This window comes from Streptomyces endophyticus (genome assembly GCF_035798155.1).
Classification (GTDB): Bacteria; Actinomycetota; Actinomycetes; order Streptomycetales; family Streptomycetaceae; genus Streptomyces; species Streptomyces endophyticus.
Genome location: NZ_JAOZYC010000154.1, coordinates 35,017 through 57,604, shown reverse-complemented (window position 1 = coordinate 57,604; position 22,588 = coordinate 35,017). Strand labels below are relative to the sequence as shown.

The following is a 22,588-nucleotide window of genomic DNA, read 5'->3' as shown; positions in this document are numbered from 1 at the left end:
CTACGGCCGCAGCGCGATCTTCCCGTGGGTGTGCCGCCGCTCCAACTCACGGAAGGCGTCCCGCACTTGCTCCAGCGGGTACGTGCGGGCGATCGGCACCTCCAGCTCTCCGCGCGCGGCCAGCCGGGCCAGTTCGCCGAGGACGACCGCGCTGGCCGCCGCGCCCTCCCCGTAGGTCCGGGCGCCGACCCTGCCCGCGACCGCCCAGTCGCGGATGGTGTTGATCCGCTCGGGCCGCACTCCCAACTCCACGGCCAGCTCGACATATCCCGTGCCGTACGTGTCGATGAACGCGTCGACGCCGCGGCCGCCCGCGGCTTCCCGGATCCGCTCCCGCACCCCGTCCCCGTACGCGACCGGGACCACGCCCTGCTCCTTCAGCCAGCCGTGGTTCGGCTCGCTCGCGAGCCCGATGACGGTGCCGCCCTGGCGCCGAGCGAGCTGAACCGCGAACGACCCGACGCCGCCCGCCGCGCCGGATACCACGACCGTGTCGCCGGGGCGGAGGTCCACGGTCCATACGCACGCGTACGCGGTGGACCCGGCGACGTACAGGGATCCGGCCACGTCCCAGGAGAGCCCGGCGGGACGGTGCACGAGGTGCACGTCGTCGACGACGACGTACTCGGCGTGGCTGGCCCGCCGGTGCGTGAACCCGACGACCTCGTCGCCGACCCCGAAGTCCCTTACGTGCGAGCCGACTTCGACGACGACCCCGGCCAGATCGCTGCCCTGCCCCGACGGGAACGTGGCAGGCCACCGCTCGTGCAGGAACCCCGTCCGAATGCTCACCTCACCGGGCTGGATCCCGGCCGCCCGCACCTCGACCAGCACCTGGTCAGCGGCCGGTACGGGTCGCGGCACCTCCTCGACCCGCAGCACATCGATCCCGCCGTACTCGTGAAACCGCACCGCTCGCATCCCACGCCCACCCGTCCGTCTCGGCTCAACTGTGACGTGGGGCGCAACACTTGGGGCGCCAGGTCTCTTCCCGGGGTTCGCTCACCCCGCCGATTCCGCGGCATGCGGACTGAGTACGCCGATGCTCACGAGGATGAACAGGGCGATGCCGAGGATGATCCGGTAGTACACGAACGGCATGAAGCTGCGGGTCGAAATGAACCGCATGAGCCAGGCGATCACCGCGTAGCCGACGCCGAAGGCGATCAGTGTGGCGAAGACCGTCGGCCCCCAGGAGACATGGCCGCCCTCGCTCGCGTCCTTCAGCTCGAAGACGCCGGAGGCCAGGACCGCGGGGATCGCCAGGAGGAAGGAGTAGCGGGCCGCGGACTCGCGGGTGTAGCCGAGGAAGAGGCCGCCGCTGATCGTGGCGCCGGAGCGGGAGACGCCGGGGACGAGGGCCAGTGCCTGGCACAGACCGTAGATCAGGCCGTCCTTGACCGAGAGGTCCTTGAGCTCCTTGCGGGCGTGGGCCGCCCGATGCCGGCCGCCTGCCTCGGCGCGGGCCGCGAGCCGGTCGGCGATGCCGAGGACCACGCCCATCACGATCAGCGTCGTCGCGGTGAGCCGCAGATCGCGGAACGGGCCCTCGATCTGGTCCTTGAACGTCACGCCGAGGACCCCGATCGGGATCGAGCCGACGATCACGAGCCAGCCCATCTGCGCGTCGTGGTCGCCCCGCATCGTCTTGTCGGTGAGGGACCTGAACCACGCCGAGATGATCCGCGCGATGTCCTTGCGGAAGTAGATGACGACCGCGGTCTCGGTGCCGAGCTGGGTGATCGCCGTGAAGGCGGCTCCGGGATCGTGCCAGCCCGCGAACGCGGCCGTGAGGCGGAGATGGGCGCTCGACGAGATCGGCAGGAACTCCGTGAGCCCCTGGACGAGCCCGAGGATGAATGATTCGAACCAGGACATGAGGTGGGTACGCGATCCAGGTGCTCGGCGGAACCGGCCGCGAACGCGGGCCAGACAGGGCGGTGCGAACTCCCGGCACACCGGGCCCGGGGGTCGCGTGGGGCAGAGTAGCGTTCGAAAGTGACGGGAGCACCACAGGGGAGTGTGCGGTGCCTTTACACGCCTGGCCGCTACACGCCCGCCCGCTACAGGACCGGCCGCTACACGCCCGGCCGTTGTGCCCGAAGGAGCGTGTCCCCCGTCGGCGTACGGAAGTAGAGCACCGAGCGGCCCGCCCTGCGCCGCTGTACGAGGCCGGCCCCGTCCAGCACCTTCAGGTGGCGGCCCACCGAGCCGAGGCCCTGGCCGGTGAGGGCCACCAACTGGCTGGTCGTCAGCGGCTGTTCGAGGAGGACGAGGACCTGGGCGCGGGCCGTGCCGAGCAGCGCCGCGAGGCCGCCGGGCGGCGCCGCCCGGTCCGTGTCCGCGAGGGCGCCCGCGCACGGGTAGACCACGGCGTACCGGTCGACCGGGTCCCGTTCCGGCCATGACACCCAGCCCTGCTTCGGTGTGACCGGGACGAACAGCAGTTGAGCGCCGGCGATGTTCCGGGGCGGGTAGTCGTGGGCGTTGATCCGCAGTCGTCCTTCGCCGAGCCAGCCCATCGTGGGACGCATCCCGCCGAAGGCCGCCGCCCAGCCGCCCCGCGTCAACTCCCTTGTCCTGGCGAGGACATCGGCCTCGATGACCCGACGGCGGCGCGGCCACTGAGGCAGCACCGTCTCCCGCCACACCCACGCGAGCAGCGCCGCCGCGCGTTCCGCCAGGTCGTCGGCGTGGGCGAGCGTGTCGGGCAGCGGGCCCGGCGAGGAGACCGTGAGGTCGGCGCGGACGGCCGACGGGGGCGTGGCGCGGATCCGCGCGAGGCCGTCCGCCAGATCGTCCTCGTGGGCGCCGTCCGGCGTGGGCGTCATGAAGTCGGCGATCCACCGTGCCCCGAACGCGGCGTCCAGCAGCAGCGCCGTCGTCGGCTCGGCGGCGAGCCGCGCGCGGTAGGCGGGCAGATGGGTGTCCAGCCAGCGCCGTTCGCCGGGGTGCGCGGCGACGGGGTTCGCCAGCTTCTTCAGGCTCGCGGTCGCCTCGGCGAGCCGCGACACGATGAACCGGCTGCCCGCGAGCGTGTCCGCGTCGACCTGCCAGACACCCACCCGCACACCCCCTCCGTGCCCGCATGGTTCGCGACGTTTCGCGAGTGCGCGAAACATTAACGCCCCTCGTCCCGCACCCCGCAGCCTCCCCTCATGGACACCTACCGGGACCTGTTCCGCACGCCCGAATACTCCTCGCTCTTCGCCACCGTCTCGCTCCAGGTCGCCGGGCGGACGGTCAGCGGGATCGCTCTCGGCTCGCTCGTCTACGCCTCGACCGGATCGGCGCTGCTGTCCGCGCTCGCCATGTTCGGGCCCTCGCTCGCCCAGGTCGTGGGCGCGCTCACACTGCTCTCTGCGGCGGACCGGGTGCCGCCGCGCGCGGCCCTCGTCGCTCTCGCGCTCTTCCTCGGTCTCGCCACGGCGGCGCAGGCGACGCCCGGCCTTCCGACGGCGGCGGCCCTCGCGCTCGTCCTCGTCCAGGGCGTGCCGTCGGCGCTCGGCGGCGGGGTCCGCTACGGCATGCTCACCGACATCCTCGCCCGCGACGGCTATCTGCTCGGCCGCTCCGTCCTCAACATGAGCACGGGCGTCTGCCAGATCCTCGGGTACACGATGGGCGGGCTGCTGGTCGCCGTCCTGTCGGCGCGCGGCACGCTCCTCGTCGCCGCGGGTCTCTACGGGCTCGCCGCGGTGGTCGCGCGGTGCGGACTGTCCCGGCACCCGGCGCGCGCCGCCGGGCGCCCGTCCCCGCGCGAGACGATGCGCGGCAACGCGGCCCTGTGGTCCTCGGTGCCGCGCCGGTACGTCTATCTCGCGCTGTGGGTGCCCAACGGGCTGATCGTCGGCTGCGAGGCACTGTTCGTCCCGTACGACACCCGGCACGCGGGAGTGCTGCTCGCGAGCGCCGCCCTGGGCATGCTCGCCGGGGACATCCTCACCGGACGCTTCCTGCCGCCCCGGTGGCGGGCCCGGCTCGCCGCGCCGCTGCGGCTGCTGCTCGCCGTCCCGTACCTGGTGTTCGCCCTGCGCCCCGCCCTGCCGTTCGCCGTGGCGGCGGTCGCCCTCGCCTCGGTCGGCTTCTCCGCGAGCCTGCTGCTGCAGGAGCGGCTGATGGCGCTGACCCCGGAGCGGCTGAGCGGGCACGCCCTCGGCCTGCACACCGCGGGCATGCTGACCATGCAGGGAGTGGGCGCGGTGCTCGCGGGCGCGCTGGCCCAGGCGACCTCGCCCGCCACCGCGATGACGGCGCTCGCCGTGGTCTCCGTCGCGGTGACGCTGTGCCTCGGGCGGGGACTCAAGGGGGAGCCGGTCAGCCCGACTGCTCCGGTCAGCCCGCCTGCTCCGGTCAGTCCGACTGCTCCGGTCGGTCCGACGGCTGCGTCCCCAGCTGATGACGCTTGCACCACGCCACGACCGCGCCCGCGCACCCCGTGACGACGATGAAGCCCATCGCGATCAGGAAGATGGGAGACGTCGGCGTCGAGGCGCGGGCGCCCGCCACCACGTACGCCGCCGTGTTCGGGATCGAGCCGAGCGCCGTGGCGAGGAGAAACGGGACGATGCTCATCTTCGAGATCGACGCGCAGTAGTTCGCCGCCCAGAACGGGACGCCGGGGAAGAGCCGCGCCGCGAGCATCGACCGGAAGGCGTGCTCGCTGAGCTGCCCGTCCGCCGCCTTCAGCCAGCGCCCGCGGACCAGCGGCCGCAGCGCGTCCTGGCCGAGCAGCCGGCCGAGCAGGAAGGCGAGCCCGGCGCCGAGCACCGTCCCGCCGAGCGCGCCGAGCAGCCCCAGCTGGGAGCCGAACAGGGCGCCCGCCGCCAGGTTGAGCAGCGGTCTCGGGACGAACGCGACCGTGCACACCCCGTACGCCACCGCGAACAGGACGACCGCCGCCGCCCCGTTCACCTGCGGCGGCCAGCCCTGCGTGATCAGCTGCTGCGGCTCGAAGAGCAGCACGCACGTCGCGCCCGCGGCCAGCAGCAGCACCAGCAGCGAAAGCCGCGACCAGGGCGACAGCAGCGCCTGGCCGCAGCGGGCGGCGAGCCCGGCGGGACGGGCGGGGACGGTCTCGAACATCCGGGGAGACTAACCGACCCCCACATAAGATCGCCGTAGGTTGTGTCTCACTTTCCTGGTTCTTGCCCTACTTGCGAGGAGCGTCACATGACCGTCGCCGCGCCCCCGCCGAGCGCCCTCGCCGACACCCTGCTCGCCCGGCTCCCCGAGGTGTACGGCGCCGCGGCCGACCCCGGGCGGGCCGCGCAGATGCGCGCGTACATGAAGGACGTGGCCCCCTTTCTCGGCCTCACGTCCCCCGTGCGCCGGGAGCTGACCAAGGCCGTGCTCGACGGGACGCCGCGACCCGACGAGGGCGATCTCACCGCCGTCGCGCTGCGCTGCTGGGCGCTGCCCGAGCGCGAGTACGCCTACTTCGCGATCGACTACCTGCGCCGCCATGTGCGACACCTCACGTCCGGCTTCCTGCCCGTCGCGCGCGAGCTGATCACGACCGTGCCGTGGTGGGACACGGTGGACCACCTGGCGGCGCACATCGTCGGTGGCCTCGTCGCCGCCGACCCGAAGCTGCGCGCCGACATGGACGCGTGGATCGGGGACGAGGACCTCTGGATCGCCAGGACCGCGCTCCTCCACCAGCTCCGTCACAAGGACGCCACCGACCAGTACCGGCTCTTCGCGTACTGCCTGCGGCAGTCCGGACACCCCGACTTCTTCATCCGCAAGGCGATCGGCTGGGCCCTGCGCGAATACGCCAAGACCGATCCCGACGCCGTACGGTCCTTCGTCGCCGCGCACCGGGACACCCTCGCACCGCTCTCCGCGCGCGAGGCCCTGAAGAAGGTAGGCGGGTAACTCCCGCTCGGGGCGCGGAAAATCGGTCGACGCGGGGGCCTGCGTCGGAGAAGATCTGCCACATGTTCCGGCACGCCTTTCCCGCAGCTCCGTCCGCAGTCGCGGACGCAGCTCTGGCTGCCGTTTCCCTGACTGCCGCCGCAGCTGACGGCGCGCGAAGCTGACCCTCTCCGGACATTCCGGCGGACCCCGCAGGGGGAGGGTCGGTCCGGTTCAGGGGTCCCCGCCTCCCGCTCGGAGGCCAGTGCTTTTCTGAAGTTCCCGAAGGGACCTCATCGCCATGCCCAAGACGGCATACGTGCGCACCAAGCCGCACCTCAACATCGGCACGATGGGTCACGTCGACCACGGCAAGACCACGCTCACCGCCGCCATCACCAAGGTCCTCGCCGAGCGCGGCGCCGGCACGTTCGTACCGTTCGACCGGATCGACAAGGCGCCCGAGGAGGCGCAGCGCGGCATCACCATCAACATCGCGCACGTCGAGTACGAGACCGACACCCGGCACTACGCGCACGTGGACATGCCGGGCCACGCCGACTACGTCAAGAACATGGTCACGGGCGCCGCCCAGCTCGACGGGGCGATCCTTGTCGTCTCGGCGCTCGACGGGATCATGCCGCAGACCGCCGAGCACGTACTCCTCGCCCGGCAGGTGGGCGTCGACCACATCGTCGTGGCGATCAACAAGGCGGACGCGGGTGACGAGGAGCTCACCGACCTGGTCGAGCTCGAAGTGCGCGAGCTGCTGTCCGCGCACGGCTACGGCGGCGACTCCGTGCCCGTCGTACGGGTCTCCGGACTCAAGGCCCTTGAGGGGGAGCCGCGGTGGACGGCGTCGATCGAGGCGCTGCTCGACGCGGTGGACACGTACGTTCCGATGCCGGAGCGGTACGTGGACGCGCCGTTCCTGCTGTCCGTCGAGAACGTGATGACCATCAGCGGGCGCGGCACGGTGGTGACCGGCGCGGTCGAGCGCGGCCGTGTGCGGGTCGGCGACCGGGTGCGGGTCTACGGGGCCGAGTCCCTCAAGGAAGGGGAGACCGTCGTCACCGGCGTCGAGACCTTCGGCAAGCCGATGGAGGAGGCGCAGGCGGGGGACAACGTGGCGCTGCTGCTCCGCGGTGTGCCGCGCGACGCGGTGCGGCGCGGGCACATCGTCGCCGAGCCCGGCACGGTCAGGCCCGCGCGGCGCTTCACCGCGCAGGTGTACGTGCTGTCGGCGGCGGAGGGCGGGCGTTCCACGCCGGTCGCCACCGGGTACCGGCCGCAGTTCTACCTGCGTACGGCGGATGTCGTCGGGGACGTCGACCTCGGTGAGGTGGCTGTCGCGCGGCCCGGCGACACCGTCGCGATGACGGTCGAGCTGGGGCGGGACGTTCCCCTCGAAGCGGGTCTCGGGTTCGCGATCCGTGAGGGTGGGCGGACCGTGGGGGCGGGGACGGTGACGGTGGTGTTGTGAGGGTGCGGGGTCCGGGGCGGGGCCAGAGATCGGGGCTCTGCCCCGGACCCCGCTGGCTCTCGTCCCAGAGCGGGGCTTGATTCGCCCGGACCCCGCTGCTCAATCGCCGCAGGGGCTCGATGTGTTCACCGGCACAATGGAGAGCGTGAACGCAACCTCGCCCGAACCCGAACCCGAGAACGAGCCGATACCCGTCACCCGCGACGTCGACCACGGCACCGCCAAGCTGCTGCCCGACGTGGACCGGCGGCGGGCCTGGCTGCTCACGGTGGACGGGGCGCCCCAGTCGTACGTCGACCTGGACGAGCCCGCCCACCTGGAGTTCGAGTACGCGCGCCGGCTCGGCCACGTCCTCGACTGCCTCGGCGACGAGGGCGCGCCGCTCGACGTGCTGCACCTGGGCGGCGGCGCGCTCACTATGCCCCGGTACGTCGCCGCCACCCGGCCCGGCTCGCGGCAGGACGTCGTCGAGGCGGACCGGGGGCTGCTCGCGCTGGTCGCCGAACATCTGCCGGTGCCGGAGGACGCGGGCGTCGTGGTGCACGGCGGCGACGCGCGGGCCTGGCTGGAGGCGGCGCCCGACGCCTGCGTGGACGTGCTCGTGGGGGACGTGTTCGGCGGCTCCCGGGTGCCCGCGCACCTGACGACCCTGGCGTACGCGCGTCAGGCGGCGCGGGTGCTGCGGCCCGGCGGGACGTACGCGGCGAATCTGGCGGACGGCGCGCCCTTCGCGTTCCTGCGGTCCCAACTGGCCACGTTCGCCGCCGTGTTCCCGAACGTCGCGCTGGTCGCCGAACCGGCGGTGCTGCGGGGGCGGCGGTTCGGCAACGCCGTGCTGCTCGCCTCGCGCGAGGAGCTGGAGGTGTCGGAGCTGGCGCGGCGCACCGCCCGCGACGCGTTCCCCGCGCGAGTGGAGCACGGCGCCGCGCTGCGCCGTTTCGTCGGCGACGCGAAGCCGGTGGCGGACGCGGACGCGGTGCCCTCGCCGGAGCCGCCGGGCGGCGCGTTCAGCGTGGGGTGACTTCACGGGCGGTGACCTCGGCCTGGGGTGTCGTACCGCCCTCGGCGACCTTGGCCCCGCCCGGCTCGCGCCGCCGCAGGTGTCGTACGTCCGGCACGAACAGCACCGCGGATGTCGCCACGACGACGAGCGCCGCGCACCCCCACAGCGAGGCCGTCCGCCCGAAGGCCGTCTCCGCGGGACCCGCGAGCGCCGTGGCCAGCGGCACCATCGCCACCGAGCCGAACCAGTCGTAGGCCGAGACGCGGGAGAGCTTCTCCTCCGGGATCTCCTGGTGCAGCGCGGTGATCCAGGAGACGCCGAAGATCTCGATGGTGACGCCGCTGACGAACATCACGGCGATCAGCACCCCGAGCGGTACCGGGACCGCGAGCGCGGCCGACGGCAGGGCGAGGGAGAACACGGAGAGCGTCGCCGCGAACAGCAGTCGCCGCGGTTTCCAGCGCATCATCAGCAGTCCGCCGAGGATCGTGCCCACGCCGAACGCGCCGAGCGCGATGCCCCACGGCCCCGCCCCGCCCAGTTCGTCGCGCGCCACCAGCGGCCCGAACACCGACTCGGCCGCGCCCACCACCGCGACGACGACCGCGAACTGGGCGACGATCGTCCACAGCCACGGCCGGCCGATGACCTCGCGCCACCCGTCCCGCATGTCGGCGAGCAGTCCGCCGCCCGGCTCCCGCGGCGCGATGTGCCGCACGTCGAGGAACATCCGCAGCGCGCCCGCGACCAGGAACGCCACCGCGTCCACGGCGAGCACCCAGCCGGGTCCGAACGCCGCGACCATCGCCCCGCCGAGCGCGGCGCCGCCCACCCCCGCCCCGGACATCCCCATCCGGAACAGGGCGAAGGCGCGGCTGGCCTGCTCCCCGGAGACGGAGGCCATCAGCATGCCCTCGGCCGCCGGGTTGAAGAACGCCTGGCCGGTGCCGCCGAGCGCGCTGAGCGCCATCATCTGCCACAGCTTCGGATCGCCCTGGAGGACGAGCAGCGCGAAGGCGCCCTGGGAGAGGAAGTTGAGGGCGTTCGCCGCGACCATCACGTGGTGCCGCGGCAGTCGGTCGGCGACCGCGCCGCCGACGAGCAGGAAGACCACCAGGAACAGCGTGCGGGCCGCGGCCACCAGGCCCACGTCGCCGCCGTCGCCGCCCGCGTCGAGCACGGCGAACGCCGAGGCGATCAGTGCGCCGTGCGCCCCCAGTGTCGTGACGATCGCCGAGACGGAGAGCAGCGTGTAGTTCCGTCCGGCCCACGTGGGGCGCAGGCGTGGACGCTTCGGGTCGGGGGCGGCGGCAGAGGTCACGGAGGGACTATCGCCGCCATGCCGCCGAATCGACAAACCGTTTCCCCGGACACCGGGTGATTGATCGGTCGATGCCTGATAAGTCCCGGTTGTTCGTGCGTGCGTGAGGGGATGGTCAAGCTTGCTACCGACGGGTAACATTCGGGCATGAGCGCAGATCAGATGTCCATCGGCGAGATGCTCGCCGCCACGGTGCCGATGGCCCGCACCCTGAACCTCGAGTTCCACGAGACCACGCCCGAGAAGGCGGTCGTCGCACTGCCCGACCAGGCCGACTACCACAATCACGTCGGCGGACCGCACGCCGGAGCGATGTTCACGCTCGGCGAGTCCGCGAGCGGCGCCATCGTGCTCGCCGCCTTCGGCGACCAGCTCTCGCGCGCCGTGCCGCTCGCCGTGAGCGCCGACATCGCGTACAAGAAGCTGGCGATGGGACCGGTCACCGCCACCGCGACGCTCGGCCGCCCGGCCGCCGACGTGGTCGCCGAGCTGGACGCGGGCGGGCGCCCCGAGTTCCCGGTGAGCATCGCGATCACGCGCGAGGACGGCGCCGTGACCGGCGAGATGACGGTCGTCTGGACGCTGCGCCCCAACGGCTGAGCGGGGTCTGTACGGCGAGGAAGGCACTGCCCGGCGGGGTGGTGTCTTCCTCGTTTTTTGTTCACCTCGTTGACACGAGTCACCACCGGTCGTAGTTTCCGCTTCGGTTTTGCGGTGTCTAACGATGCGTCAAGTCTGATTTGTCGCACAGTGCGTTTAGTGCTCGAACGCAACGAGGAGTGACAGCCCATGCCCCACAGCGGAATCAGTACGGACGGAGTCTCCAGACGGGCGGCCCTGCGCCGGATGGGTGGGGCGATCATGGTCGCCGCAGCCGTCACCACGGGCCTGCCGGGCCTCGCGCAGGCGGCGCCGCGACGGCCCGAGAGCGGCGCCGGACGCAGGGTCGAGGCACTGCTCGGCAGGCTCACGCTCGACGAGAAACTCACCTTCCTGCACGGCGCCGAGGACCCGCACGACCTCGGCCAGGCCGGCTACATCCCCGGCGTCCCCCGCCTCGGCATCCCGCCGCTGCGCCTCGCCGACGGCCCCGCGGGCGTCCGGGTCACGAAGCACGCCACCGCGCTGCCCGCCCCCGTCCTCCTCGCCTCCTCCTTCGACCCGGCGCTCGCCCGCCGCTACGGCGAGGTCATCGGCCGCGAGGGCCGGGCGCTCGGCCAGGACGTGCTGCTCTCGCCGATGGTCAACCTGATCCGCACGCCGTACGCGGGCCGCAACTTCGAGACGTTCTCCGAGGACCCGCTGCTCTCCGGCGACATGGTCACCGAGGAGATCGGCGGCATCCAGGACAAGGGGCTGATCGCCACCGTCAAGCACTTCGCGCTCAACAACCAGGAAAAGGACCGCACTTCGGTCGACGTACGGGCCGACGAGCAGACCATGCGGGAGCTGGAGCTGCGCGGGTTCGAGGCGGCCGTCGGGGCCGGCGCGGGCTCCGTCATGGGCTCGTACAACAAGGTCAACGGCGTCTATGCCTGCGACAACAAGGAACTGCTCGACGACATCCTGCGCGGGCAGTGGCACTTCGCGGGCTGGGTGATGACCGACTGGTACGCCACGCACACCACCGTCGCCGGGATGGCCGCGGGCCTCGACATGGAGATGCCGGGCGAGCTCGCGTTCGGCGCCGCGCTGAAGAAGGCCGTCCAGGACGGCACGGTGCCCGAGGCGCAGGTGGACGGGGCGGTCCGCCGGATCCTGTCGGTGATGGACCGCTTCGGCCTGTTGGGCGGGAAGGTGCCGCCACGGCCCGGCCGGGACGCGGCGGCGGGCGCGGCCGTCGCCCTCGACGTCGCCAAGGCGGGCGCGACCCTGCTGCACAACAGGGGCCGCACCCTGCCACTGCCCGAGGGCGGCTCCGTCGCCGTCCTCGGGCCCACCGGCTACGTCCCGTTCGTCAGCGGCGGCGGCAGCGCGCACGTCGTCCCCGACCATGCCGACAGCCCCTACGAGGCCATCAAGTCCCGTGCGGGCAAGGGTGGTTCGGCCTCCTACGCGCTCGGCAGCGACATCTACGGCAAGGCCCTTCCCGGCGGCGCGCTCTCTCCCGCGGCCGACCTGGAGGAGCAGGCGGTCGCGGCCGGGAAGACCTGGTCGTACGAGGGCACACTCACCACCGACGAGGCCGACGACTGGACCTTCGTCATCCACTACTCGGGCGAGCGGCCCAAGGTGACGCTCGACGGCACCGAACTGTTCCCCAAACTGCCCGGCAGCGCCGAGTACTTCAGCGGCGGCCTCGTCTCCCTCGCGCCCGACGGCCTCTCGGTGCGCCGCAAGTCCCTTGACCTGACCGCCGGTTCGCACCGGCTGAAGATCTCCGCGAAGGGCGGCGACAAGGGGCAGACCTTCCGGCTGCGCCGGGTGACCGGGTCGACGCGGGCGGACGATGTCGCCGAGGCCGTGCGGGCCGCGCGCGGAGCGGACAGCGTGGTGCTCTTCGCGTACGAGGACGCGACCGAGGGCTCGGACCGCACCTCGCTGGCGCTGCCCGACTTCCAGGAGGCGCTGATCGCGGCGGTGGCACGGGCCAACCCCCGTACGACGGTCGTGCTCAACAGCTCCTCAGCGATCACCATGCCGTGGCTCGACCAGGTGGGCGCCGTGCTGCAGATGTACTACCCGGGCCAGGAGGGCGCGGCCGCCACCGCCGCCGTCCTGTACGGGGACTGCGACGCCGGCGGCCGGCTCACCCAGTCCTTCCCGACCTCCGAGGCCACCCACCCGATGTCGGGGGACCCGCGCCGCTACCCCGGCGTGAACGGCGTCGAGGAGTACTCGGAGGGCATCCACCTCGGCTACCGCTGGTACGACGCGCAGCAGGTGGAGCCGCTCTTCCCGTTCGGACACGGCCTGTCGTACACCTCGTTCGCGTACGAGGACCTGACCGCGCGCTGGACGTCCGGGCGCGGCCTCGAAGTGGGCTTCACCGTGCGCAACACGGGGTGGCGGGCGGGCGTCGCCGTGCCCCAGGTGTATGTCGGCCCGTCGCCGGATCTCGAAGTCGACCAGGCCGTACGGGTGTTGGGCGGGTACCGCCGGGCCGTGCTGGAGGCGGGGGAGCGGCGGCGGGTCACCGTGCGCGTCGCGCCCCGCACGCTCTCCTCGTGGGACAGCGGGCGCCACGGCTGGGTGCTCGGCACCGGCAGGCGCACCGTGTGGCTCGGCGCCTCGGCCGGTGACCTGCTGCTGCGTACGGACACGTTGATCGAGCGGAAGAAGGGGAAGTGACATGAGGAACGGTCGAATACGCGTGGTGCTCGCGGCCGTGGTGGCGCTGGCCGCCACGGCCCTTGTACCGGCGCACGCCACCGAACGGTCCGACGGCCCCCTGGCGCACACCGCGTCGGGCTGGGTACGCGGCCAGCACACCGACGAGGGGCGGCAGTTCCTCGGCATCCCGTACGCCGAACAGCCCGTCGGCAAGCTGCGCTGGCGGGAGCCGCGCCCGGCGCAGTCCTGGCGCGGCGTGCGCGACGCCACCGGCTTCTCCAACAGATGTGTCCAGACGTCGAGTTGGGACCCCGGATACGAGGATCCGACCTACACGGAGGACTGCCTCGACCTGAACGTGTACGCGCCGGACGGTTCGGCGGGGCGGCCCGTCATGGTGTGGCTGCACGGCGGCGGGCTCACCGCGGGCGCGGGCGCCGACATCGTCCCCGACACCTTCGCCCGCCGCACGGGCACGGTCGTCGTCACCGTCAACTACCGCCTGGGAGCGATGGGTTTCCTCGCCGCGACGGGCCTCGACAAGCAGGCCTCCGACGGTGTCTCCGGCAACTTCGGCCTCCAGGACCAGCAGCAGGCGCTGCGCTGGGTGCGCGCCAACATCGACCGCTTCGGCGGTGACCGGGACCGCGTGACGATCGCCGGCGAGTCGGCGGGCGGCCGCTCGGTGTGCACCCAGCTCGCGTCGCCGGGCGGGCGCGGCCTCTTCCGGGCCGGGATCATCGAGTCAGGGGCGTACGGGGACTGCGCGGCCCGCGAACACAGTGCGGCCGTCGCCGAGGGCGCGCGGTTCGCGGAGAAGGCCGGGTGCGGCGCCGCGACGGACACGGTGGCGTGCCTGCGCGGCAGGTCAGCCAAGGAGATCCTGGACGCGCAGGCCGGTTTCGACTGGGCGCCCGTGACCGGCGGCGACTTCCTGCCCGAGCAGCCGGCCGCCGCGATCACCGCGGGCCGCTCGGCACATGTGCCCGTCCTCAACGGTGCCAACAAGGACGAGGGACGCCTCTTCGCGTACGGCGCGTACGACGGCCAGGGCAAGCCGCTGACGGCCGAGGCCTACCCGAAGGCGCTCACGGACACGTACGGGAAGGCGACGGGGGAGAAGGCCCTGGCCGCGTACCCCCTGTCCGACTACGCGTCGCCCACCTACGCGTACGCCGCGGCCCAGGGAGACATGCTCATGGCGTGCCCGGCGCTCCGGCTCGACAAGCGGCTCGCGGCGAGCGGGCCTCCCGCCTACGCGTACGAGTTCGCGGACCGCACCTCGCCGCCGTTCGCGTCGATCAGGGAGGCGGGCAAGAAGTTCGACTTCGGGGCCACCCACGTCAACGAGGTCCAGTACCTGTTCAAGCACTTCGGGCTCGACTCCCCGCTCAACACCGAGCAGCGGGCGCTCGCCGACCGGATGGTGCAGTACTGGGGCTCCTTCATCACAGGCGGCGCCCCGCGGGCCGACGGCGCGCCTGCCATGCCCGACCAGCGGCGGGCACCCGGACAGGTGTTGTCCCTGAAGACGTCCGGTGTGGGCGGGATCACCCTCTCCACGGACGTTCATCGCGAGCATCACTGCACCTTGTGGGACGCGGCGGCGTCATAGGGAGCAGGTAGGCTGCCCGGCGTGCGCGTACCGGAGGGGAGCGCGCGCCGGGCACAGGAAATTTTTGGTGGGTACGGGAGGCGACGTCGATGCACGTCCAGGCATGGCTCGACACGATTCCGGCGGTCGCCGTGTACGCCCTGGTGGCCGGGGTGATCGGCGTCGAAAGCCTTGGTATCCCGCTGCCCGGCGAGATCGTGCTCATCTCCGCGGCCCTGCTCTCCTCGCAGCACGGCGATGTCAACCCGGTGATCCTCGGGGCCTGCGCCAGCGCGGGCGCCGTCGTCGGTGACTCCATCGGGTACGCCATCGGCCGCAAGGGCGGGCGCCCACTGCTCGCCAAGATGGGACGCAAGTTCCCCAAGCACTTCGGTCCAGGACATGTCGCCACCGCCGAGCGGTCCTTCGAGAAGTGGGGCATGTGGGCCGTCTTCTTCGGCCGATTCATCGCCCTGCTCCGCATCTTCGCCGGACCGCTCGCGGGCGTCCTGCACATGCCGTACTGGAAGTTCCTCATCGCGAACGTCCTGGGCGGCGTGGTCTGGGCCGGCGGCACGACCGCCGTCATCTACTACGTGGGCGTGGTCGCGGAGGACTGGCTCAAGAGGTTCTCGTACCTGGGCCTCGGCGTGGCCGTCCTGATCGGCCTGGGATCCATGCTGCTGGTGAAGCGGCGGGCGGCGAAGATGGTGGCGGAACATGAGGCGGAGGCGGAGCCCCAATCAAGCCCCTCCGGCGTTTGAGGAGCGGGGTCCGGGGCAGAGCCCCGCGACCGCACCCCCGTCGCAGGTGAGCGCCTACTCGTGCGCCCCCCGATGCACCTTCGCCAGCTCCACATAATGCGTTCCGTTGAGCGTCACCATCTCCCGCTCCTCCGCGGAAAGCTCCCTCCGCACCTTCGCCGGGACGCCCGCGACCAGTGACCCGGGTGGAACCACCATCCCCTGCGGCACCAGCGCCTGCGCCGCGACCAGCGAACCCGCCCCGATCACCGCGCCGTTGAGCACGGTCGCCCCCATCCCGATCAGGCAGTCGTCCTCCACGGTGCAGCCGTGCAGCACCGCGTTGTGGCCGACGGAGACGCGCTCGCCGATCGTCGCGGGGAACCCGAGGTCGACGTGCACCGTGCAGTTGTCCTGGATGTTGCTGTCGGCGCCAAGCGTGATCGGCTCGACCTCGGACCGCAGCACCGCGCCGTACCAGACGCTCGCGCCCGCGTGCAGCGTGACGTCGCCGATCACCACGGACGTCGGGGCGACGAACGCCTCCGGGTCCACCTTCGGTTCCTTGTCGCCGATGCCGGTGACGAGTGCCTCGTGGGACATGAGGTCTGTGCTCCCTACGTGTCGTACGTGTCATGCATGCGTCGCGCCAAGGGAAAGGTACCTGTGGGGCGAAGATCACAGGTCGGCGAGGTGGGGGTGGAAGTTACGCGTGGGTACCGTGACGCCGTGCCGAAGAAGCGGAACGACAAGGGTGGGCCGGGACACCGGCTCGTACAGGCCGGATGGCGCTGGGTGCAGCGCAAGGGCGCGGTCACCGCGAGGCAGCCCGGCGGGCACCGGTTCGGCGCGATCGGGCACGGCACGAAGCTCGCGTTCCCCCAGGGCACGGTGTTCGGTGAGCCGTGGATCCGGCTCGGCGCGCACTGCATCATCGGGGAGCAAGTGACCCTGACCGCGGGCCTGATGCCGGATCTGGACCTCGGCCAGGACCCGATCCTGACCCTCGGCGACGGCGTGGTGATCGGCCGCGGCAGCCATGTCATCGCCGATACGACGGTGCGCATCGGTAGCGACGTCTACATGGGCCCGTACGTCTACATCACGTCCACGAACCACTCGTACGACGACCCGCACGAGCCCATCGGCAAGCAGTGGCCCCGGATGGAGCCGGTCGAGATCGGCCCCGGCTGCTGGATCGGCACCGGCGCCGTGATCCTGCCGGGCGCCCACATCGGCCGGAACGTGGTGGTCGCGGCGGGGGCCGTGGTGCGCGGCGACGTACCCGACCACGCCGTGGTCGCGGGCGCGCCCGCACGCGTCGTCCGGAGCTGGGACGCGGAGTCCGGCTGGCAGCCGCCGCTCAGGACGCCGGCGCCGCGGGCGATACCCGAGGGGGTCACTCCGGACCAGCTGCTCGCTCTGTCCGAACTCGACGACGACGCCTGGGACACTGAACCCCGGACCAGATAGATGTAGCGAGCAACCAGGGAAGCCGTGGACACGAGCGAGACGAGCAAGACCGGGAGCGACGAAGCCCCGGACGCATCGGAAGCGTCGGACATCAAGCCGCGCGGCTGGCGCCGCTGGGCGATGGACACCCGGCCCCTGCGCATCCCCGCCTACCGCCGCCTGTGGTCCTCGACCATCGTCACGGCCGTCGGCAGTCAGCTCACCGCGGTCGCCGTGCCCAAGCAGATCTTCGACATCACCGGGTCCTCGGCCTGGGTCGGCGCCGCGAGCATGGCGGGGCTGGTGCCGCTCGTGGTGTTCGCGCTGTGGGGCGGCGCGATCGCCGACCACATGGACCGGCGCAAGCTGCTTCTGGTCACCAACAGCGGCATCGCCGTGACCTCGGTCCTGTTCTGGGTGCAGGCGATATCCGGGCTCGACTCGGTGGCCGTGCTGATGGTGCTGCTCGCGGTGCAGCAGGCGTTCTGGGGCCTCAACGCGCCGGCCCGCAACGCGTCCATCGCGCGGCTCGTGCCCGAGAGCCAACTGGCCGCGGCCAACGCGCTCGGCTCGACGGTGATGCAGACCGGTCAGGTCGTCGGCCCGCTCCTCGCGGGTGTGCTCATCCCGGTGATCGGGCTGCCGGAGCTGTACCTGATCGACGCCGTCGCCCTGTGCGTCACCGTGTGGGCGGTGTACCGGCTGCCGTCGCTGCCGCCGCTCGTCGCGGCGGCGAAGAAGCGGGCGGGTGTGCGGGAGATCGTCGACGGCTTCCGTTACATGTCCACGCACAAGGTGCTGTTGCTGTCCTTCCTCGCGGACATCATCGCGATGGTGTTCGGCATGCCGCGCGCGCTGTTCCCGCAGCTCGCCGCGGAGACGTACGCGCCGTACGGGGAAGGGCTCGCGCTCGGGCTGCTGTTCGCGGCGATTCCGATCGGGGCGGTGCTCGGGGGGCTGTTCTCCGGGACGTTCTCGCGGGCGAAGCGGCACGGGTGGATGGTGATCGGGGCGATCGTGGCGTGGGGCCTCGCCATCACCGGGTTCGGGCTGAGCGGCAGTCTCTGGCTCGCGGTCGTCTTCCTCGCGGTGGCCGGAATCGCCGACATGGTGTCCATGGTGTTCCGCGGGGCGATCCTGCTGTCGGCCGCGACGGACGAGATGCGGGGCCGTATGCAGGGCGTGTTCACGGTGGTCGTCGCGGGCGGCCCCCGCCTGGCGGATGTGCTGCACGGTTCGGCGGGCTCCGCCTTCGGCGCGCGTCCGGCGGTCGCCGGGGGTGGCCTGCTGGTGGTCCTGGCGATGCTGACCCTGACCCTGGCGGCCCCAGCGCTCCGCCGCTACCGCATCTGACCCGAGCCCCGTTCCCTGTTACGCGGCACCGTGGCGCCGCCTTGCCCACCCTGCCGCCCAAGGCGGCAGATTGCCCAAGGCGGCGACGGCACCGGGCACTTCAAGCCTCGGCGGCGGCTGGGCATTTCAAGCCTCTGCGGCGATTGAGCAGCGGGGTCCGGGGCGGAGCCCCGAGGCCGCAACCACGGTCGACCGAAATCAACCCGTGGCCAGCAGCACCGTCCCCACCAACGCAAGCCCCGCGCCAGCGGCTTGCACCCCACGAAGACGCTCACTCAGCACACCCCGCGCCGCCAGCGCCGTCACAACCGGATACAAGGACGCCAGCACCGCCGCCACGGTAACCGGCCCCTCCCGCGCGGCCAGCGCATACGTTCCGTTGGCCGCCACATCCGCAAGCCCCACGAACGCCAGCGCCGGCAGCGACGCGCGGATGAGCCGCCAGCCACCCTCCTCCGGCAGCACCCGCCCACCCCGCTTCGCGGACACGTACAACGCGGCCCCGCCCGCCACGACATTCGTCACCCGCTGCACGAACAGCGCCAGGAAGAGCCCCGTCAACGTCGTCGACGCCTCCGCGATCAACGCCATCACCGCGCCGAAACCGAACGCCGCCAGCAGTGTGAGCAGCACCGCCTGCCGCTGCACCGGCGCGCCCCTGAACTGCGGCCCACCCGCGAGGACCACGCCCACGACGGCGACCAGGATCCCCGCGAACTGCAACATCCCCGGCCGCTCGCCGAGCACGAGCCCGACGCCGACCGGCACGGCGACCCCGATCGAGCCGAGCGGCGAGACGACCCCCATCGGACCGAGGGCGAGCGCCTTGTAGAAGGCGAGCATGGCGACGGGCCCGACAAGACCCGCGGCGACGGCGAACCACAACCGCGGTCCCGCTTCCGAGAAACCGCCCGTGGCGACCACGATCACGCCGAGCACGACCACGGCGATCGTCTGCGAGACGACCACTACGGTGAGCGCCGGGGTCCGTCGCGTCAGCAGCCCGCCGCCGAAGTCGGCCAAGCCCCACATGAGGCTCGTGGCCAGGGCGAAGAGTGCTGTCATGCCGAACCTCGCAGTACAGTTTGCTGGACGCTGTGGTGCACCACACCGTAGTCCACTGAACTGAACGCTGTCCTCTAAAATATTGAACTCTGGCCCCTATCCTGGATGGAACGTGGCGGATCTCGATCTCCTGAACCAGGCGCTCGCGCGCAACGTCAAGCACTGGCGTTCCGAGCGCGGCTTCACCCTCGACGCGCTCGCGGCCCGCGCGGCCGTCAGTCGCGGCATGCTCATCCAGATCGAGCAGGCCCGCACGAACCCCAGCATCGGCACCGTCGTCAAGATCGGCGACGCGCTCGGCGTCAGCATCACCACCCTGCTCGACTACGAACAGGGCCCCAACGTCCGCATCGTGACCGAGGACCAGGCGGTGCGCCTGTGGCACACCGAAGCCGGCAGCTACAACCGGCTGCTCGCCGGAACCGAGTCCGAGGGCCCGCTGGAGATGTGGGACTGGCGGCTCGTGCCCGGCGACGGCAGCGACTCCGACCCGCACCCGCAGGGCACCGTCGAACTGGTCCATGTCACGGCAGGCGAACTGACGCTCGTCGTCGACGGCGCCCCGCACGCGGTGCCCGCGGGGGCGAGCGTCTCGTTCGAGGCGAGCACCGCGCACTCCTACCGCAACGACGGGACCGAGGACGTCGAGATGATCATGGCCGTGTCGGTGCCTTTCGTACGCTGAGACACCCGGTTGCCGCCCGGGCGGCGGCTGTTAGCGTGCCGCCATGCGCGCACCCATCGGCACCTTCGATCACGTACTCGCCGCCCCCGAGGCCCTGGACCTGCTCACCCGGCCCGTGGCCGACGCCGTCCGCGACTGGCGCGGCACCGTGCCCGCGCAGGACCTGATCCACGTCGACACCGACCCCGAGTGGGCCGACACGGCGACGTTCGTCGAGCACTACGGCCCCGACCTGCTCGACACGTCCGCGAACTGTGTCGTCGTCGCGGGCAAGCGCGGCGGCGAGACCACCCTCGCGGCCTGCGTCGTCCTGTCCGCGACGAAGCTCGACGTGAACGGCGCGGTGCGCCGCCAACTCGGCGCCCGCAAGGCCTCGTTCGCCCCGATGGACACCGCGACCGGCGAGTCCGGCATGGAGTACGGCGGCATCACCCCGATCGGCCTGCCCGCCGACTGGCCGGTCCTCGTGGACGCGGCCGTCGTCGACCTCCCGCACGTCCTCATCGGCAGCGGTACGCGCCGCGGCAAGCTGATCGTGCCGGGCAAGGCGCTCTCCGAACTCCCGGGCGCCGTCGTGGTGGAAGGGCTCGGCGTCACGGTCTGATGTCACGGCCTGACGCGCCGCCCCGCGCCGGTCACCCCCGACGCGGGGCCGCCCGCCCCGTGCTCTCCCGCACCACGAGGCGCGTCGGCACCAGCGTCGTCCCGTGCTCCGGCTCGCTCTCCCGTACCTGGCGCAGCGCACTCTGCACGCAGCGGCGGCCGACCTCGGCGAAGTCCTGGTGGACCGTGGTGAGCGGCGGCGGATACGAGCCCGAGTCGGGGATGTCGTCGAAGCCGATGACCGAGACGTCCTCGGGAACCCTGCGGCCGCGCTCGTCCAGGGCCCGCAGCAGGCCGAGCGCCATCTGGTCGTTCGCCGCGAACACCGCGGTGCAGTCGGCCTGTTCGGCGAGGCGCAGGCCCGCGCGGTAGCCCGACTCGGCCGACCAGTCGCCCCGCACCAGCGGCGGGACGGCGCGGCCCGCGGCCTCAAGTGCCGTACGCCAGGCGTCCGTTCGGCGCTGGGCCGCGTACGACTCGGAGGGTCCTGCCAGGTGCCAGACCGTGCGGTGGCCCAGTTCGAGGAGGTGGCGCACCGCGTCGCGGGTGCCGCCCGCCTGGTCCGTGTCCACCACCGCGTAACGGTCGCCGGCGTCGGAGTCGGCGACCACGACCTTCACGTGCGGCGGCAGCGACAGGCGCGCCGAGTCGAGCAGATGGACCTCCATGATGACGATGACCGCGTCCACCGCCAGTTCGCCGAGGCGGGAGAACGCGCCGCGCACCTCGTCCTGCGTGGGCACCGCGACCGGCAGCAGCGTGACCGCGTAGCCCTCCTGTGCGGCGGAGGTGGCGATGGCTTCGAGCGTGCGCATGTTGCCCGTCGTGGACAGCGTGAACGTGATCACGCCGATCGTGCGGAAGTCGCCCCGCTTCAGGGCCCGCGCCGCGCTGTTGGGGCGGTAGCCGAGCTCCTTCATCGCGGCGAGGACCCGCTCGCGCGTCTCGTCGTTGACGCCGGGGAAGCCGTTCGAGACGCGGGAGACGGTCTGGGACGAGACGCCCGCGACCCGCGCGACGTCCGCCATCGAGGCGTTCTGTGTGCGGCGCCCGCCGTGCTGCGGGGCGCCCTCCTTGGTTGTCACCGTGTCCCTCACCGACTCTTGACCGTCGTCCTCGGGGCAGTGTAGACATGCCGCCACCGAATGTTTACGCAAACATAACAGTTGTCGGGACCCTCATACCCAGGGATGTTTACGCAAACATCAGGCCTGTGACGCATCGACCCATGACGCATGGACGAGTGAGGGGCGCGAGATGACCACGCTGCAACCGCCGGTCGCCTTGAGGCGGCGCCGCTCGTGGACGGGATGGGGGTTCATCGGCCCCTTCGTGCTCGTCTTCGCCCTGGTCTTCCTGGCGCCGCTCGCCTACTCGGTCTACCTGAGCCTGTTCCGTACACAACTCATCGGCGGCACCACCTTCGTCGGCCTCGACAACTACCAACAGGCCCTCCAGGACGGCCAGTTCTGGGAGGGAGTCGCCCGCGTCGGCCTGTTCCTGCTGATCCAGGTGCCGATCATGCTGGGCATCGCCCTGCTCGTCGCCCTCGCGATCGACAGCGGCCGCCTCTACGGCAAGGACTTCTTCCGGATCACCGTCTTCCTGCCCTACGCGGTCCCCGCCGTCGTCGCGACCCTCATGTGGGGCTTCATGTACGGCACCCGCTACGGCCTGGTCGGTGACCTGGGCGACGCGTTCGGCACGAAGCTGCCCGACCCGCTCTCCGCCGACCTCGTCCTCGCGTCCCTCGGCAACATCGTGACCTGGGAGTTCGTCGGCTACAACATGCTGATCTTCTTCGCCGCGCTGCGCGTCGTACCGCACTCCCTGTACGAGGCCGCCGAGATCGACGGCGCCGGACAGTGGCGCGTCATCACGGCCATCAAGCTCCCCGCGATCCGCGGCGCCCTCGTCATCGCCACGATCTTCTCGATCATCGGCAGTTTCCAGCTCTTCAACGAGCCCGCCATCCTCCAGAAGCTCACGCCGAACGCGATCACCACCGACTACACCCCGAACTACTACACGTACTCGCTGTCCTTCGCGGGCCAGCAGCAGAACTACTCCGCGACGGTCGCCATCGTCATGGGCGTGCTCACGATGATCGTCGCCTACGTCGTCCAGCTGCGCGGCATGCGCAAGGGAGCGTGA

Annotated in this window: 21 protein-coding genes; 13 read left to right on the top strand and 8 right to left on the bottom strand. The window is 71.8% G+C overall.

Going from position 1 to position 22,588, the window contains the following annotated elements; translation table 11 throughout:
* From OKJ99_RS31365 to OKJ99_RS31355, 3 genes are all read right to left on the bottom strand, one after another.
* Positions 1-921, bottom strand: coding sequence for an NADP-dependent oxidoreductase (locus tag OKJ99_RS31365; RefSeq protein ID WP_326021334.1), 921 nt, complete (start codon positions 919-921; stop codon positions 1-3).
* A gap of 81 nt (positions 922-1,002) precedes the next feature.
* A complete protein-coding gene (locus tag OKJ99_RS31360) occupies positions 1,003-1,878 on the bottom strand; it encodes an undecaprenyl-diphosphate phosphatase (protein WP_326021333.1) in 876 nt (291 codons plus the stop codon).
* 200 nt (positions 1,879-2,078) lie between these two features.
* Positions 2,079-3,065: an ArsR/SmtB family transcription factor gene (locus OKJ99_RS31355; protein WP_326021332.1), complete on the bottom strand. Its 987-nt coding sequence runs from the start codon at positions 3,063-3,065 to the stop codon at positions 2,079-2,081.
* Between the two features lie 93 nt (positions 3,066-3,158).
* Between OKJ99_RS31355 and OKJ99_RS31350 the strand changes: the two genes are divergently transcribed.
* The gene (locus OKJ99_RS31350; RefSeq protein WP_326021331.1) at positions 3,159-4,442 is read left to right on the top strand and encodes an MFS transporter; all 1,284 of its coding nucleotides are present in this window, start codon (positions 3,159-3,161) and stop codon (positions 4,440-4,442) included.
* On the opposite strand, the gene OKJ99_RS31345 is transcribed toward OKJ99_RS31350, so the two are convergent.
* The gene (locus OKJ99_RS31345; RefSeq protein WP_326021330.1) at positions 4,354-5,085 is read right to left on the bottom strand and encodes a TVP38/TMEM64 family protein; all 732 of its coding nucleotides are present in this window, start codon (positions 5,083-5,085) and stop codon (positions 4,354-4,356) included. The two genes, OKJ99_RS31350 and OKJ99_RS31345, sit on opposite strands and share 89 nt — an antisense overlap.
* An 87-nt stretch (positions 5,086-5,172) precedes the next feature.
* Between OKJ99_RS31345 and OKJ99_RS31340 the strand changes: the two genes are divergently transcribed.
* The 3 genes from OKJ99_RS31340 to OKJ99_RS31330 all read left to right on the top strand — a co-directional run bounded on the left by OKJ99_RS31340 (position 5,173) and on the right by OKJ99_RS31330 (position 8,363).
* On the top strand, positions 5,173-5,880 hold the full coding sequence (locus tag OKJ99_RS31340; protein WP_326021329.1) for a DNA alkylation repair protein: 708 nt from the start codon (positions 5,173-5,175) through the stop codon (positions 5,878-5,880).
* A 280-nt stretch (positions 5,881-6,160) separates the two neighbouring features.
* A complete protein-coding gene (gene tuf / locus OKJ99_RS31335; RefSeq protein ID WP_326021328.1) occupies positions 6,161-7,342 on the top strand; it encodes an elongation factor Tu in 1,182 nt (393 codons plus the stop codon).
* Positions 7,343-7,478: 136 nt separating this feature from the next.
* Positions 7,479-8,363 carry a spermidine synthase gene (locus OKJ99_RS31330; RefSeq protein WP_326021345.1) on the top strand — a complete coding sequence of 295 codons (885 nt, stop codon included), beginning with the start codon at positions 7,479-7,481 and terminating at the stop codon, positions 8,361-8,363.
* Here OKJ99_RS31330 and OKJ99_RS31325 read toward each other — a convergent pair.
* On the bottom strand, positions 8,350-9,666 hold the full coding sequence (locus OKJ99_RS31325) for an MFS transporter (RefSeq protein ID WP_326021327.1): 1,317 nt from the start codon (positions 9,664-9,666) through the stop codon (positions 8,350-8,352). The two genes, OKJ99_RS31330 and OKJ99_RS31325, sit on opposite strands and share 14 nt — an antisense overlap.
* Positions 9,667-9,813: 147 nt before the next feature.
* Between OKJ99_RS31325 and OKJ99_RS31320 the strand changes: the two genes are divergently transcribed.
* From OKJ99_RS31320 to OKJ99_RS31305, 4 genes are all read left to right on the top strand, one after another.
* Positions 9,814-10,266 carry a DUF4442 domain-containing protein gene (locus OKJ99_RS31320; protein WP_326021326.1) on the top strand — a complete coding sequence of 151 codons (453 nt, stop codon included), beginning with the start codon at positions 9,814-9,816 and terminating at the stop codon, positions 10,264-10,266.
* 189 nt (positions 10,267-10,455) lie between these two features.
* A complete protein-coding gene (locus OKJ99_RS31315; RefSeq protein WP_326021325.1) occupies positions 10,456-12,957 on the top strand; it encodes a beta-glucosidase family protein in 2,502 nt (833 codons plus the stop codon).
* A gap of 1 nt (position 12,958) precedes the next feature.
* Positions 12,959-14,554 (top strand): carboxylesterase/lipase family protein, encoded by a 1,596-nt coding sequence (locus tag OKJ99_RS31310; RefSeq protein WP_326021324.1) that lies wholly within the window; start codon positions 12,959-12,961, stop codon positions 14,552-14,554.
* Between the two features lie 89 nt (positions 14,555-14,643).
* Positions 14,644-15,297: a DedA family protein gene (locus OKJ99_RS31305; protein ID WP_326021323.1), complete on the top strand. Its 654-nt coding sequence runs from the start codon at positions 14,644-14,646 to the stop codon at positions 15,295-15,297.
* A gap of 54 nt (positions 15,298-15,351) precedes the next feature.
* Here the strand turns inward: OKJ99_RS31305 and OKJ99_RS31300 are convergent, their stop codons facing one another.
* Positions 15,352-15,879: a gamma carbonic anhydrase family protein gene (locus OKJ99_RS31300; RefSeq protein ID WP_326021322.1), complete on the bottom strand. Its 528-nt coding sequence runs from the start codon at positions 15,877-15,879 to the stop codon at positions 15,352-15,354.
* Between the two features lie 126 nt (positions 15,880-16,005).
* On the opposite strand from OKJ99_RS31300, the gene OKJ99_RS31295 reads away from it, so the two are divergent.
* The gene (locus tag OKJ99_RS31295) at positions 16,006-16,749 is read left to right on the top strand and encodes an acyltransferase (RefSeq protein ID WP_407700803.1); all 744 of its coding nucleotides are present in this window, start codon (positions 16,006-16,008) and stop codon (positions 16,747-16,749) included.
* A gap of 24 nt (positions 16,750-16,773) precedes the next feature.
* Complete coding sequence (locus OKJ99_RS31290) at positions 16,774-18,081, top strand: MFS transporter (RefSeq protein ID WP_326021320.1); 1,308 nt, start codon at positions 16,774-16,776, stop codon at positions 18,079-18,081.
* A gap of 198 nt (positions 18,082-18,279) precedes the next feature.
* On the opposite strand, the gene OKJ99_RS31285 is transcribed toward OKJ99_RS31290, so the two are convergent.
* Entirely contained in the window at positions 18,280-19,146 is an 867-nt protein-coding gene (locus tag OKJ99_RS31285; RefSeq protein ID WP_326021319.1) for a DMT family transporter, read from the bottom strand.
* Between the two features lie 112 nt (positions 19,147-19,258).
* On the opposite strand from OKJ99_RS31285, the gene OKJ99_RS31280 reads away from it, so the two are divergent.
* Positions 19,259-19,831 carry a helix-turn-helix domain-containing protein gene (locus tag OKJ99_RS31280; RefSeq protein WP_326021318.1) on the top strand — a complete coding sequence of 191 codons (573 nt, stop codon included), beginning with the start codon at positions 19,259-19,261 and terminating at the stop codon, positions 19,829-19,831.
* Between the two features lie 43 nt (positions 19,832-19,874).
* Entirely contained in the window at positions 19,875-20,435 is a 561-nt protein-coding gene (locus OKJ99_RS31275; protein ID WP_326021317.1) for a YbaK/EbsC family protein, read from the top strand.
* 31 nt (positions 20,436-20,466) lie between these two features.
* On the opposite strand, the gene OKJ99_RS31270 is transcribed toward OKJ99_RS31275, so the two are convergent.
* The gene (locus OKJ99_RS31270; protein ID WP_326021344.1) at positions 20,467-21,462 is read right to left on the bottom strand and encodes a LacI family DNA-binding transcriptional regulator; all 996 of its coding nucleotides are present in this window, start codon (positions 21,460-21,462) and stop codon (positions 20,467-20,469) included.
* A gap of 229 nt (positions 21,463-21,691) precedes the next feature.
* Between OKJ99_RS31270 and OKJ99_RS31265 the strand changes: the two genes are divergently transcribed.
* Entirely contained in the window at positions 21,692-22,588 is an 897-nt protein-coding gene (locus tag OKJ99_RS31265) for a carbohydrate ABC transporter permease (RefSeq protein WP_326021316.1), read from the top strand.